Here is a 15,470-nt window from a genome sequence, read left to right as displayed (position 1 = left end):
TTTGTCGCAAATCACACAAATTTGCACTAATTTTTTATATCGCATACTTAAATTTTATTCGTGATAATTTGTGAAATTCGTGGCGAAAAAACATTAAGCTTTTTTTATATTTTATTTAAGAATAATCTTAAAACAAAAAGTTTTCTTTGACCCAAATTTTCAAAGCCAATTTTATATGAAGAGTAAGTTCATTCTTTTACTTTTATTTTTCGGATTAACTTCAATTTTCGCTCAGCAAAAAACTGAAATCATTTCAAAAGATTCTATTCAATCAGTTGAAATTGATCCGCTTCGTCCTTCAAAAGCAGCTTTTTATTCGGCTGTTTTACCAGGTTTAGGACAGATTTATAATAAAAAATATTGGAAAGTTCCTTTAGTTTATGGCGCAATCGGTACAAGTACCTATTTGTATTTTGATAATCAAAAAAAATACAATTTGTACAGAGATGAATATAAAAATAGATTAGGAGGTACTCAAAGTGGTTCTGAATTTTTGGCTGGATTAAGTGAAAGCCAATTGATTTCTGCTCAAAAGCAATTTCAACGAAACAGAGATTTATCTGCCCTGTTTATGGTAGGGTTTTATATTTTAAATATTATTGATGCTAACATCGATGCTTCTTTATCACAATTTAATGTTGACGAAAAATTGGCATTTAAGCCTGCAATCATAAAAAACGAAATTACATCACAAAATGATTTTGGGTTTGCCCTGAATTATTCCTTCTAAAAAATAGAAAAAGGAACTCTTTTTGAAAATAGAGTTCCTTTTTTAATTATTATTTGTTGTGAATTTTACAACTTTTTCAATCCTTTTAATTCTGAAGTATTTCCTTCTTTGATACTAATTGCAGTACCTCCGCCTGGGGCTAAATACTGTTTCAATTTGCTTTTTGAGTTTACAACAACTTTGGTAACCGTATACTTCTGTGGATTTTTATTCCAGTTTGCTTCTTTGGCATCAGCATAAATGGTGGCGATGAAGTTTTTTCCTGCTGGTAAATAATCAAATGAAATGTTTGCAATTCTTGCATTTTCATCTGTAATTCCTCCAATAAACCATTCGTTTTTGCCTTTTGCTTTACGCGCAATTGTAATGTAATCTCCAGGTTCAGCTTCTAAAATATAACTTTTATCCCAATCTACAGCAACGTCTTTAATAAACTGAAATGCATCTGGAAAACGCTCGTAGTTCCCGGGAATATCGGCTGCCATCTGCAACGGACTGTACATCGTAACATAATATGCCAATTGTTTTACCAAAGTAGTATTAACTCGTTGTGAACTTCCTGTTCCGTAATACGAAAGATCAGTTTGGAAAATTCCTGGCGTATAATCCATTGGACCTCCCATTAATCTTGTAAAAGGTAAAATCGTAGTATGATCTGGCGCTAAGCCTCCCATAGATTCGAATTCAGTTCCGCGAGCCGATTCCTGAGCAATCCAGTTTGGGAAAGTTCGGTTTAAACCAGTTGGACGAACCGCTTCATGGCTGTTGACCATAATTTTATAATCGGCTGCACGTTTGGCAACATTAATATAATGATTGACCATCCATTGCCCGTCATGGTGTTCACCACGCGGAATAATCTGTCCAACATAACCCGTTTTTACAGCGTCATAACCGTTGTCATTCATAAATTGAAATGCACGATCTAATCGACGCTCATAATTTGTTGCAGATCCTGAAGTTTCGTGGTGCATGATAATTTTTACACCTTTAGAAGCCGCATAAGCATGAACTGCTTTTACATCAAAATCTGGATAAGCCGTTACATAGTCAAAAACATCTTCTTTCCAATTGCCAATCCAGTCTTCCCAGCCAATGTTCCAGCCTTCGATAAGAATGGCATCAAAACCATTTTTAGAAGCAAAATCAATGTATTCTTTAGCACGTTCTGTTGTAGCACCGTGTTTTCCGTTTGGCGTAAGTTTCGTAAAATCATCCGTCATTTTTACATTGTTTTCTTTTCCAAAGGCCCATGTACTTTTTCCTGCTACGAAATATTCCCACCAAATCCCGATATATTTTACCGGTTTAATCCAAGAAACATCTTTGTAAGTTGTTGGGTCATTAAGATTCAGGATTAATTTTGATGCCAAAATATCGGTTGCTTTATCGCTTACTACAATAGTTCTCCAAGGCGACTGCGCATCTGTCTGCATATAGCCTTTTGCGCCAACTGCATCTGGTGCTAAATGACTAATCATTTTGTTGTTTACAGCATCAACTTCAAGGTACATTGCTGGATAATTAATTAATCCCGCTTCGTGAATGTTGATGTATAAACCATTATCAGATTTCATCATTGACGGCGTTTGTACAGACAATTCTTTGATTGGCTGCTGTGCATTGATTTCAATCGTTGCTTTTTTCATCAATGAAGGAATCTCTGAAATTTTTGAAGTCGTATAGGCGTATTCGTTGGTATCATAATCTCCTGGAATCCAGAAAATTTTGTGATTTCCAGCCAAATTAAATTGAGAACGCTCTTCTTTAATTACGAAATAACTCAAATCATTTTGTTTTGGAAATTCATATCTAAATCCCAATCCGTCGTTGAATAAACGGAAACGAATACGAATAAATCTATTATTGTTTTTTGCCTGAGCTAAAGTGACAACCAATTCGTTGTACTGATTGCGAATTGTTTTTTCTTCACCTAAAACTGGATTCCAATTTTCATCAACAGAAGATTGAGCAGTATTTGTAACGGTAAAACCATCTAAAAACGAAGGCATATTTTGCAATTCTAAACCTAAAGTACTTGGTTTAATAACTGCTTTTTGTTTGTATGATAATTGGTAAGACGGAATACCGCCTTCTTTTAATTCAAATTTTAAAGAAAGATTTTTGTCTGGCGAAGTTATTTCTTGTGCCTGAAGCCAAAAGGTACTTAGGAATACGAAAAATAAAAGCGCTGTTTTTTTGCTCAAACAAATTTGAAGCAAGGATTTTTGATATTGAAAATTCATTTTATATATTTTTGTGCAAATTTAAGTTTTAAAGCTGCATTGACATTAGTTTTTCAATATTAAATATTGATAAGGCTGCAATGTTACATCGGAGCCAACTGTTACTGCTGCTCCTGTAAAAGCATCTTTCCAGCTTCCTTTTAATGTTGAAGGAATTAGATGTTTTACTGTTGAATCTGTTAAATTAGAAAGCACAAAAACTTTTTCAGTATCTTTTATCATGGTAAATGCACTAACGGCATCACTGCTGTAACCTGTAAATTCTCCTGTTTTAACAGCTGCGCTTGTGTTTCTGAAAGCAATGATTTTTTTGTATTCTGCCAGCATTTCATTATCTGCAGTCGACCAGTCAATTGGTGTTCTCGCGAAATAATTTAATCTTTTGTTGTATCCAATTTCCTGTCCGTTGTAAATCATTGGAACCGATTTTAAATAAGCCGCTACAACAAACATGGCAAGCGATCCTTTTTTACCTCCAAAAAGTTCTAAAGGCGTTCCGTCAGAAAGATTCACATCATGGTTGCTGGTATATCGAACAACTCTGTTTTCTGGATTGTAATTGTTAGCATATTCTGTTGCATTTGAATCCTGAAGGGTAGTGGCCGATTTGTTTTCTTTGAAAAGCTGTTCTATAGTATAAAAGAAATTGAAACCAAAAGTATAATCAAAACCAGAGGCGAAATGATTTACTTTAGAACCTTCAGCAAGCATTAAAATAGTTTGGTTCTTCTTGATTTTTCTCAATTTAGTAATTGCATCCGACCAGAAATTGTTTGGGACAAAATCAGCATAATCGCATCTGAAACCGTCTATGTTTGCATTGTAAACCCAATAGGACATAGCATCGATCATGGCATCTTTCATTTCAGTATTATTGAAATTTAACTGCGCGACATCATTATAATTAGTTCCAGGTGGAATTATAATTTTACCATCTGCATCTTTTTGATACCAGTCTGGATGTTGCGTAATCCAAGCGTTATCCCAAGCGGTGTGATTGGCAACCCAGTCTAAAACAACTGCCATATTTTTTTTATGCGCTTCTTCGACTAAAGTTTGAAGATCTTGCAGCGTTCCAAAATCTGGATTTACCGCTTTATAATCTTTAACGGCATAAGGAGATCCTAATTCGCCGGTTGCTCTTTCTTTTCCAACAGGATAAACAGGCATTAAATAAATGACATTTGCACCCAGTTCCTGAATTTGTGCCAATCTATCCTGTACTCCTTTTAGTGTTCCAGCCTGACTAAATGCTCGAATATTAACCTGATAAATAATGGCATCTTCTTTTTTGGGCATTTTATCAAAAGGAGCTCCATATTGTGTATAAGGAGAGTCTGGCTCTGAATTGTTATCGTTATCAGAAGAACTGCACGAAACAAATGCCAATGTGAGCAGGAATGCGTAAACGATTTTTATATTAAATTTCATGATTTTAATTTTTATGTTTTTAAGCGGTTGAGAAGTAACCTGCCTTTCGAAGTAAAAAGACAGGTAAACTCAAACCAAACTTAACTTAAATTTTTATCTATTTTTTTGTTACAGTGTATGCTGCAGTTGCTGGATATCCAAGAGCCGCAGGATCAACATCATTTATTTTGAATGTAATTTCATAAGTGCCGCCTTCGCCCACATAGTAAGAACCTTGATCGTCCAGATAAACCAATCCCTCTGTGGTGTTTTTAGGTCCATAATTGACTGTCCAGCTGTTATTCAATCTGAATTTGACATTCCCAGGAACCAGATCAACAGTAATTTTCCATGTTTTTGTTTGATAATCATAGTTCATTGGTGTGCTGTTGTCCCAGCTTCCAGCTGTTGCATCACCTACAATTCCCCATGAATACGGAGCAGCGGTCCATTTTAAAGTATTGAGATTCACTTTTACTTGGTACGAACCTGTTCCGGGAAGGCTGAAATCGGCAGTGCTCATGTTTTGTAAATCGTTGTTTGTAGCTCCAGCACCGTAGTATTGCTCCCAGTTTCTGCCCTGATTTAATTTAAATACAGTTCCATAACCTGGAAGAACAGTTACATAGCCTTGATAAATACCTTTTGCGATAGCAGGTAAAGCAAGTGCTGTATCTACATTCCATTCTCCCTGATACGCTCCCGGCATATAAATTTCTCCAAAAACAACACTTTTTTCGTAAGGAGTAATGGTCAAAGTAATAGGGTTTGAATACACTTTACGATCCATTGCTGCTTCTACACGGACAACTAATTTTCCTTCAACATCAATTGGAAGTCCTAAATCGACTGCAATTTTATTTAAATCCTGACCAATTAGGGTTTTGCTTAAAACATCTGTTCCAACTTCAATTCTTTTTGCTTTTTGCCAGGCAGCAGCGCCGCTTGTATCTCCCACCAAATCAAATTGAAGTGCATACTTTACAGGAGCTTCAACAGGAAAAGTAACTTCTGGCCATGAAACAAGTAATACCTGATCTTCTGCAATGTTTTCTGTCAATACGATTGAATTGGATGAAACTGTAATTTCTGAAGGGAAACTAACAGCTTTTAATGTTGTTAATTCGGCATCGCTTTCGCAGGATGAACCCAAGAAAAGCAAACTGCCTAATATGAATAATTTATTGATATATTTTTTCATGATAGTTTTTGTTTTTAGTAACCTGGGTTTTGTTTTAATCCGCGATTAGCATCTAAAGCTGCCGTTGGAATTGGGAACAATTTTCTGAAAGCAGGAGATGCAGGTCTGAATTCATTTGCCAATAAAAATTTGTCGAAACGAATCATGTCTTGTCTTCTGTGTCCTTCCCAGTTTAATTCAAATCCTCTCTCATTGTAAATGTCATCAAGAGTTGGGGCATGATCTAATGCATTTAAACCTGCACGTTGTCTAATTTGATCAATAAAAGGTTTTGCCGCTCCAGAATTTCCTAAACGAGCATTACATTCTGCCATCATTAAAATAACATCAGCGTATCTAAAAATTGGAAAATCGTTTGAAGCCCCGCCGCCGGTTCTTGGAGCAACAGGATAAAATTTCACATTACGCACACCCGCCTGCGGATCTGCACCAGGATTATCTAATGAAGCAACATTAAGCGTATAATTATAACCGCCTGGCTGTTCTCCAAATAAAAATTGTTTTCGACGAATATCATTCGCATCATATTTTAAGAAAAATTCTTTCGGAACAATTGTACCATTCCAGCCACTGAAACCAAATAATGCTTGGGCATGCGGACCAAATAAACTGCGAACGGCATAGATGTTACGAGAGACAACATCCAGTGTTGCGTAAATTGGTAAAATCGTTTCATCTTCTGGAAGTACATCTCCAAATAATTCATAATACTTACTTCCTAATGGATTTGCTGTATCCACAGCGCCTGAATGAAGTGAAAATCCGCCTTCGGCTACTTTGTTACAAGCTGCTAAACATTCATTCCATTTTGGAGTTCCTGTGTAAACTTGAGCATTCAAATATACTTTTGCTAATAAAGTATAGCCCGCCCATTTGTTGAATCTTCCGTAGTAGTTTCCGCCTCTTGTTCCAGATAATAATTCAACATTATCAGTTAGTTCTTTTACAATAAAATTGAAAACTTCTGCACGGCTCGATTGCGGTATTTTATCAACGGTAATATTATTATCGGTGAAAAATGGAACATCTCCAAAATCATCAATTAATAAATAATAAAAGAAAGCTCTTAGCACTTTCGCTTCGGCAATTTTAGAAGCCTCGGCATTAGATTTTTCTAATAAACTCACCGCTAAATTGGCATTGAAAATAGATTTGTAAAGCCAGTTCCAAGTATTGTTGATGATAAAATCTGTTGGTAACCATTCGTGTTTATGCAAACGGGCAAAATCCTGCTGCCAGTCTCCTGTATTTCTGTGCGGAATAACCTGTTCGTCTGATGACATACAGTTCATGTCGTACCAGCCGTTATCTGCGCCGGCATAACCAACACCAGAAGCATTATCTCTAATGAAATCACCAGGTACTTGAGCATAAACACTTGCAAGAGCAATGTCTGCTCCTTCTGGTGTTCCGTAAAATTCTTCTGCAGGGTATTTATCGTACACATTTTCGTCTATATCTGTACAGCTAAAAAGTGTCAGGAAACACAAGCTTCCTAATATCAATATATTTTTAATTTTCATGTCTTTTTACTATTTAAATTTTACAGTCAAACCAAACGCCACACTTCTGGTACGAGGATAAATTCCTCTGTCACCTCCAAAGTTATCTCCACCGCCGCTTACATTTAATTCTGGATCAATACCCGAATAATCTGTTATTAGGAATAAGTTGCTTCCTGTAAGTGAAAGTCTAATAGTATCAATATATTTATCTGTAAAACGGAAACTGTATCCCGCAGTAAGATTTTCTAAACGAATGAATGAACCGTCTTCTAACCATAAATCAGAACTATAAGGAGAAGTGTAAATTCCTTGGTCTACAGCACTTGCCAATACATTCGATTTACCAATGTTTTCCATTCTGCTTAAGTTAGAGCGTAAACCGTTGTAGATTTTATTTCCTCCTGAACCTCTTAACAATAAAGAAGCATCAAAGTTTTTATATCTGTAAGATGGATTAAATGCAAAAGTATAAGTTGGTAAAGCTGATCCTGCGTAATAACGATCTGGACTTTTTACACCTTGATCGATTATACCGTTTCCATCACGATCCAAAACGGTTTCAACATTGTTTTCATTTTTCCCAGTATGTTCCAAAATATAAAACGCTCCAATTGGTTTTCCTTGTACTAAATAAGAATTGGCAGCTCCCCATGGAACATAATCAGTATTTAAAGGAACGCCGTTAATGCTTCCATCTAAATTAAGAACTTCATTTTTCATGAACGAAACGTTTCCTCCCAAGGTAAGTGTACTGTTTTGAGATTTAATTACATCGTAGGCAAGTGATACCTCAATACCTTTGTTCGAAATACTACCAACATTTGCTTTAATAGTCGGATAAGGATATGGAGGCTGAGGTACTGTGTAATCAAACAATAAATCTTCTGTTTTAGAAGTATAAATATCTACAGTTCCTCTTAATCTATGATTTAAAAGAGCGAAATCAAGACCTAAATTGGTTTGTTTTTTAGTTTCCCATTTCAAATCGGCATTTGAATTTTGCGTGATTATATAGTTTGTGATTGGAGCTCCTCCAAAATAAGTTGTTCCGGAACTGCCAACTAACGAAATAGATTGCTGCGGAAGTAAGCCTTGCTGGTTACCTGTTTCTCCATAACCTGCGCGAAGTTTTAACTCATCAAATAAGTTTTGTTTCTGCATGAAAGGTTCTTTTTCGATTTGCCACGCAACAGATGCAGAAGGGAAATTCCCCCATTTATTATTTACTCCAAAAACAGAAGAACCGTCACGACGAATACTCGCTGTAACCAAATAACGGTCTAGTAAAGAATAATTTACTCTTCCTAAAAATGAAGCTAATGTTCTGTCGTTTTTATAAGTCTCAATATCGCCGGGACGAATTTTTGTCAAATCTCCTAACTGAAGCGCATTGTAAGTTGCGTTGTCATTGATAAAACCTCTCACTTGTGCAAAACTTCCCTGGTAAGCTTGATTTTGCCATTCGTATAAACCTAATACGTTTATATTGTGGATGCCAAATGTTCTTTTGTAGTTCAAACTAAAGTTGGTTAATTTCTCATTTTGTCTTCTGTTTCTAACATTTCCATAACCATTTTGATCAATTGCATACGCACTTGTTGAGACTACAGGAAGATAATATCCTTCGGTTGTATTGGTTTTTCTCCAGCTTCCAAACCAGTTTGCAGTTAAACCTCTTGCTAAAGTTAAATCGGCTTTTAAACTTGCAAATAAGTTGTCATTTTCAGATTCATTTGAAACCGTTTGTGCAGTTGCATATGGATTTAAATATTGAAATACATTTGGATCTGTAAAATATGTTCCATCCGTATTAAAAACAGGATCTGTTGGTCGAACTAGATAAGCATTTGTTATTAAGTTTGAAGTATAAGCAGCAGTTCCAATACTTTGAATGATGCTCGTCATATTGTTAATTCCTGTGTTTAAATTAAAAGTCAAACTTAATTTGTCATCAAGCGCTAATTGAGTAGCTTGAATACGCCCGATGTATTTTTGGTTGCTCGAATTAATTACAACTCCATCTTGCAAAATAGCCGTTAACGAAGCTCTATAATTAAATTTATCTGTTCCTCCTCCAAAAGAGAGCGTATGTGTTTGTGTAAAACCAGTTTGTGTTAAAAGGCCATACCAATCTGTATTAGAACCGTGGTTTGCAGAGGCAGGAACGCCTACATTTTGCGCAGCAGCCCACCATTCATCAGCATTTAACATGTCAAGTTTTTTAGGAATAAAATCTAAAGACGATGAACCGATATATTCCATTGTAGTTTTACCCGCTTTATTCTTTTTTGTGGTAATGATAAGTACTCCCGGCGCCCCGCGAGAACCGTAAATTGCAGTTGCAGAGGCATCTTTTAGAATATCGTAACTTTCAATTTCACTTGGAGGTATTTGGTTTAATAAATCCATATTTCCTTGGATACCATCTACAACTACCAAAGGATCGCTTCCTCCAATTAAAGAGGAAATTCCACGAATACGTACACTTGGTCCAGAACCGGGCTCGCTTCCTAGCTGCGTGATATTAACTCCAGCAGCTTTTCCAGCAATTAATTGTAACGGATTTACAATTGCACCCTGATTCATGTCTTTTGCAGCAATAGATGAAACTGCACCTGTTACATCTCTTTTTGATGCTGTGCCGTAACCTACCACTACGATTTCCTGTAAATCTGTCGCGTCTGGAAGAAGTTGAATGTTTATTACACTTTGGCTGGCAACAACTTTTTTCTCTTTATATCCAACAAAAGATACAACGATTACAGATTGACTGCTTTCGACTGTAAGTTTGTATTTTCCATCAAAGTCGGTTATTATCCCGTTTTTCGTTCCTTCTTCTGTAACAGAAGCTCCAGGCAGAGGCATACCGTTTTCATCTGTGATAATACCAGAAACGGTTTGCTTTTGAAACTCAATTACCTGTGTTTTAAGTTCTGGTTTTTTTAGGATAATCTGCGTGTCACGAATCTTAAATTCGGTTGGCGTTCCTTTAAAAAGTTTATCTAAAACAACATATATAGATTGATCTTTTACAGAAATTGAAACCGTTCGATCTAAGTCGATATCGTTCAATTTGTAAATAAATCTGAAATCTGTTTTTTGTTCAATGGTCTCAATAACCTTCTCGATTGTTGAATTGTTTAGTTCAAGAGTAACTTTTGTCTTTTGGGCATAAGTATTCCCTCTAATATTAAACATGGCGACCAAAATAAGTAGTGTAGTTAGTTTCAATTTTAGGTCATTTTGGAACAATGAGTATAGAAACCCATTATTCTTAGATTTTTTTTTCATAATTTTGTTAATTGATTGTAGTTAATTCGTTATATTCAATCACTTAGTTAATCGGAAATTGTTCGCAGCTCTTTCCGATTTTTTTATTCTAATACTCCTTTTGTCTCATAAATTTTCATTGGTTTTAGTGGTTATTTAATTAGTATTTGATCGTTTTTTATGGTGTAATTAATGCCATGAATGTCATTAAAATAACTCATCACATTTTCTATAGATTCTTCTTTAAAACTTGCATTGAATTTCTCGTTTGCCAGTTTTTCATTTTTATTAATGATGGTTACATTATAGCGTCTTTCCAGTTTTGTAATGATGTTTTTAAACGCCATGTTTCTAAAAGTCAATCCGCCATCGATCCAGGAAGTGTAGATTTCTGTAATAACAGGCTTGGATAAGATTGACGCGTTTTCTTTGTTGAAGCTTCCTTTATAGCCAGGTTTTAAAATAGTGTTTTTAGCGGCATCAAAGTCTTCGTTAGAACGATACATTCCAACAGAACCTTCCACCAAAACAACATCTGTAACGGCATCTTCTGGATAGTTAGAAACGTTAAAGTGCGTTCCTAAAACACGAACATTCAATTCGTCGGCATTTACGATAAAGGGATGTTTTTTGTCTTTGGCTACATCAAAAAAAGCTTCTCCGTCAAGATATACCTGACGATTTTCGCCAGCAATAAATTTCACAGGATATCTCAAAGTTGTTCCCGAGTTTAAATGAACCATCGTCCCGTCTGACAATTCTAAACGGAATTTTTTACCGTACGGAATTTTAAGAGTGTTGTAGGTTAGTTTCTCATAATCCGCTTCTTTTTCGTAAACCAATTTATCGCCATTTTGATTTCCAATCACATTTCCATTTTTATCATGGACCTGAACTTTCCCGTTTTCTGATATAACCTGAACAGTTCCATCTTCCATTTGTAAAACAATATCAGTGCTTTTAAAATCGAAAGGAACTTCGGCAGGCTTAGTAAAAACATTTTGTTTGTAGAAAAAACCAATTCCAAGCAGCACAATAATCGATGCCGCAATTGAAATATATTTTCTAAGATTTGATTTTCTAGGCTGTAATTCGATTACTGTTTCCTGCTCTTTTGCAGAAGCTAAAATGCTGTTGAAAATAGAATCTGCTTTTTGCTCCTCCATTTTTGGCATTTCGTTTACTAACTTTTGAACATCTTTAACAGTCGGAAAATCATCGGTAAGATTATTATTTCGGCAGTAGGCAATTACTTGCTCCGTTTCTTCGGCAGTGCATTGATTTAAAATAAACTTTTGTAAAAGCGTTTTTATTTCAGAATTAGAATTCATTAAGAATGTTTTTAGGTTCTGTGTTTCTATAATACAGTTGAATTGAAATGAAGTACTACTCAAACGTTGTAAATTTTTAAAATTTAACATTTGTAGTTTTTTATCATGTTGATTTTTAATGAAATAGTAAAATTTATTTTTTAAAAGAAATAGCCATGTAAACTCATTTTTTGTCATTTTGAAGAAAGATTTTCAAAATTATTGGTATACGAATATTAAACTTGGAACGCTTCTGAATTGCCTCCAGCTAAAGCTGGAGACAATTGATTTTAATCTTTTTTCATAGAAAAAAGAATTTTAATATGTGGAAATCCTTTAAACCTGTCTAAAAAACATCAAAAGTTTAATCAAAAAAAAATCACTCCGAAGAGTGATTTAATGGCATTATTGTGGTTTTGGTTAGATAATTTCATCGTGAAGTTGAAAAAAACCGCGCATCGATTCGAGCGCTTTACTCATCTGATTTCGGACTGTACTTATTGAAATTCCGAGTTCCTGACTTATTTCTTCATAGCTCATTCCTTTTTTCCGAGACATCTTAAAAATCTGCCGTCGTTTGGGCGGTAACTGTTTGATGGCTTGCTTTCGGAGTTTTTTGCAATCGGCTTCCCGAACGGTATAATCTCCGTATTCGTGCGTTTTCTGACTTTCATAGAAAACGGCTTCTTTCAATATAATTTCGTTTGCGGCTTTATTCAAAACATTAAAAGCCTGATTACGTGCAATTGTAAAAATATAAGCTTTAAACGATTGTTCTATGTTTAAACTCTCGCGGTTGAGCCAGACTTTCATAAAAACATCCTGCACATTTTCTTCCGCAGCTTCTTTTGATTTAAGAAGACTGATACTGTAACCATAAATATCTTGGTGGTATAAATCAAAAAGTTGGCGAAAAGCTTTTTCGTTTCCGTTTTTGAGTTCACTTACCAATAATTTTTCACTATGGCTGGCAGTTTCTAACAATTTAATTCGCTTTATTTAATTCTAATGGTATTAAACTATCAAAATGTGAGGTCTGAATCTGATTACATCGCAAATATATAAAAATATTATTCTCAACAAATCATATATAAAAAAACTTAATTCTTATTTTTTGTTAGTTTTTTGAAGTAAAGAGGTAAAAAGTGCTGTTAGTAGCTTTCGTACAAGTAAGTGTCAGATTGACGCTTCTTTAAAATAAAATTTCTTTTTTTGATTTGAGCGTTGAGAATATTCTTATTTGCGAAAAATGAAATTTGGGTTTTGAAAAGGAAGGCAGGTCTAAATGCTGTAGGGAAACAATAAAATAGTCCTAAGTGTTTTTACCGCAGAGAACACAAAGGTTTTTCGCAGAGTTCACTAAGAGTTGATTTGTTTTTATACAATCTAAGTGCACAAAGCTTTGTGAACTTTGTGTTTTTTACTAAAATAATTAAAAACTTTGCGTTCTCAGTGGTTTTTTCTTTTTCTCAGGTTTTGTATTACTCATGAAAAAGTTAATTTAATTTCAAAAAAAATCCTTTTATCTTTATAATTGAAAGACAAAAGGATTGTATCAGAAGAATCAAAAAAGTGATTCTTTAAATAGGTATGTTTAATTAGTTTTTCAAATCTTTGATTACTTTAAAAGCTACATCAACTTGATCTTCTCCAACTAAAATGGTAAACTCATTTGAAGTCGAAATTACTTCATTAATAATAATTCCTTCCCAAGCTAAACGCTGGAAGATGAAGTAATAAATACCAGGAACAACAATATTTTCCTTTGGTAATTTTACAGTAATTGAAGCTAAATTATCTAGTTTCTGAATCAATTTTTCTCTCAAAAAGTGTTTCTCCACCAAGTGATTTACACTACTGCTGACAACGATATTGGTTTCATTTACACCACGAGATGAGGTATAGAAAATATCAGATAAAGCATTAATATCAGAAATTAAATCTGCCTGTTTGTTTAAAACAGTTTCAGAAGCAGCAAAAGTGTAATCTGTAAGTTCAGAGCGAACAGTGATTTCACCAATATTTTTAATTACTTTATTGATTTTGTGGTTCAATTTAAAATCTAATTCTTCAGTAAGTCGTTTTAAAGACATTACAACAGCACCTTGTTTTACTTCTTTCCCAAATTCACTTTCTAATTCGGTCATAATATTTCGTGAAAGAGAAGTTAGGTTGATAATTCCCAGCGATAGTGCATTTAATAAAAATGGTTTTGTTTTAATGTAGTTTTCTACAATAGAAGAAACAGTTTTCATAATCTTTTTTTTTTTGTAACAGGTTTGTTGGTTGTTAATTTAACATTGCGATGTTATAAATCTCTGCAAATATAAATAAAAAAACAAATTGTTACAATTATAACAATAAAAAATTATGTTAAAAGTGATAAAAAGCGTCTGTAAGATGTTCAATTGCAAATGATTCGCCGTTTTTATGGATGGCAACGATGTCAAATCTGACTTCTAGATCTTCATTAAAATCCTTTTCCCTATCGTTTATGTAGGCATTTACTGCTTTAATGAGTAATTGAATCTTTTTTGACTTGACAAAATCCTGCGGAGAACCAAAGTCTAAACTCGAACGCGTTTTAACTTCAATAATTGCTAAAACGGAACCTTTTTGTGCAATTATATCTATTTCTGCTTTTTGATTAACGTAGTTTCGTTCAATAATTTCATAACCGTTTTCCTCGAGATGTGATGCTGCTAGATCTTCTCCTAATTTTCCTAAATCATTATGTTCTGCCATGTTCTTTTTTGTTTCAAGTTTCAGGTTTCAGGTTATTTGCACGCAAAGACGCGAAGTCGCTACGAGTATTTAACTTTGCGGCTTCGCGTCTTTGCGAGATTTTTTATGTGGTATTCTTGAGTTTTCTTACTAGGTTTCGGTGGTATTATTTTTTAAAAGTAACAGTACTTCCAGAAGCAGTAACTTCCATAGTAACGGTATTTCCCATAATTAAAGCTCGATTATCTCTAATATGACCGGCTGGGAAATTGAAAATAACTGGAATGTTATATTTTTTTGTTACATCATCAATAATTTCCAAGGCATTTTTTCCCCAAGGAACTTCATTGTCTTTCATGCTTGTCATGCCTCCAATTATAATTCCTTTCAAATTTTCGATACAGCCATTGCGTTTCAAATTCATCATCATGCGATCAATATGATATAAGTATTCATCTAAATCCTCAATAAATAAAATTTTATCACGACAATCAATTGCAGACGGGGATCCTAACAAGCTATATAAAATCGATAAATTCCCACCAACTAATTCTCCCGTTGCGCTTCCTAAACGATTCATTGGAGTTGGACTAACAGAATAGGAAAGCGGCTCGCCAAACAAACTTGATTTTAAAGAACTAACCGCGTCTGGAGTTGCTCTTGGAACCGTTACAGGCATAATGCCATGAATAGATTTGTAGCCCATTGTATTCAAATGGTTGTGCAAAACCGTAACGTCGCTAAAACCAATAACCCATTTTGGATGTTGTTTGAATTTGGTAAAATCTAATAAATCCAACATTCTAACAGTTCCGTATCCGCCGCGGACACACCAAATAGCTTTTATATTCGGATTGTCTAATTGTTTTTGAAAATCGGCCGCTCTTTGCTCGTCAGTTCCTGCCAATTGATGATAATCTAATCCGATTGTACTTCCCACTACGGCTTCTAATCCCCAGCTGTGTAGTAAATCTATAGTCGGTTTTAAATTGTCGTCGATATTTTTTCTGGCTGTTGCCAAAAGAGCTACAGTATCTCCTTTTTGTAAATAAGGTGGTGTTATCATGTTTTGTT

11 protein-coding genes are annotated in these 15,470 nt (G+C 34.6%); 1 reads left to right on the top strand and 10 read right to left on the bottom strand.

Going from position 1 to position 15,470, the window contains the following annotated elements:
• Positions 1–175: 175 nt before the first annotated feature.
• Complete coding sequence (locus tag BSF42_RS14050; protein WP_095953715.1) at positions 176–730, top strand: DUF5683 domain-containing protein; 555 nt, start codon at positions 176–178, stop codon at positions 728–730.
• A 65-nt stretch (positions 731–795) separates the two neighbouring features.
• On the opposite strand, the gene BSF42_RS14045 is transcribed toward BSF42_RS14050, so the two are convergent.
• From BSF42_RS14045 to BSF42_RS14000, 10 genes are all read right to left on the bottom strand, one after another.
• Positions 796–2,976: a glycoside hydrolase family 97 protein gene (locus tag BSF42_RS14045; protein ID WP_253251065.1), complete on the bottom strand. Its 2,181-nt coding sequence runs from the start codon at positions 2,974–2,976 to the stop codon at positions 796–798.
• Positions 2,977–3,021: 45 nt separating this feature from the next.
• On the bottom strand, positions 3,022–4,407 hold the full coding sequence (locus BSF42_RS14040) for an alpha-amylase family glycosyl hydrolase (RefSeq protein ID WP_095953714.1): 1,386 nt from the start codon (positions 4,405–4,407) through the stop codon (positions 3,022–3,024).
• A 97-nt stretch (positions 4,408–4,504) separates the two neighbouring features.
• On the bottom strand, positions 4,505–5,587 hold the full coding sequence (locus BSF42_RS14035) for a SusE domain-containing protein (RefSeq protein ID WP_095953713.1): 1,083 nt from the start codon (positions 5,585–5,587) through the stop codon (positions 4,505–4,507).
• A 14-nt stretch (positions 5,588–5,601) separates the two neighbouring features.
• Positions 5,602–7,110, bottom strand: a complete 1,509-nt coding sequence (locus BSF42_RS14030) for a RagB/SusD family nutrient uptake outer membrane protein (RefSeq protein ID WP_095953712.1) — start codon at positions 7,108–7,110, stop codon at positions 5,602–5,604.
• Positions 7,111–7,119: 9 nt separating this feature from the next.
• A complete protein-coding gene (locus BSF42_RS14025; RefSeq protein WP_253251064.1) occupies positions 7,120–10,323 on the bottom strand; it encodes a TonB-dependent receptor in 3,204 nt (1,067 codons plus the stop codon).
• Positions 10,324–10,514: 191 nt separating this feature from the next.
• The gene (locus BSF42_RS14020) at positions 10,515–11,693 is read right to left on the bottom strand and encodes a FecR family protein (protein ID WP_095953805.1); all 1,179 of its coding nucleotides are present in this window, start codon (positions 11,691–11,693) and stop codon (positions 10,515–10,517) included.
• 399 nt (positions 11,694–12,092) lie between these two features.
• Positions 12,093–12,656 carry an RNA polymerase sigma factor gene (locus BSF42_RS14015; protein ID WP_095953710.1) on the bottom strand — a complete coding sequence of 188 codons (564 nt, stop codon included), beginning with the start codon at positions 12,654–12,656 and terminating at the stop codon, positions 12,093–12,095.
• Between the two features lie 614 nt (positions 12,657–13,270).
• Positions 13,271–13,927 (bottom strand): aspartate kinase, encoded by a 657-nt coding sequence (locus tag BSF42_RS14010; protein WP_095953709.1) that lies wholly within the window; start codon positions 13,925–13,927, stop codon positions 13,271–13,273.
• 118 nt (positions 13,928–14,045) lie between these two features.
• Complete coding sequence (locus BSF42_RS14005) at positions 14,046–14,417, bottom strand: YraN family protein (protein WP_095953708.1); 372 nt, start codon at positions 14,415–14,417, stop codon at positions 14,046–14,048.
• A gap of 145 nt (positions 14,418–14,562) precedes the next feature.
• Positions 14,563–15,462, bottom strand: coding sequence for an LD-carboxypeptidase (locus BSF42_RS14000; RefSeq protein WP_095953707.1), 900 nt, complete (start codon positions 15,460–15,462; stop codon positions 14,563–14,565).
• Positions 15,463–15,470: the final 8 nt, after the last annotated feature.

The organism is Flavobacterium sp. ACN6 (assembly GCF_002304005.1).
In the GTDB taxonomy this organism is placed as follows: domain Bacteria; phylum Bacteroidota; class Bacteroidia; order Flavobacteriales; family Flavobacteriaceae; genus Flavobacterium.
The sequence above is the reverse complement of the archived record's forward strand: the minus strand, read 5'-3'. Positions and strand labels throughout refer to the sequence as shown.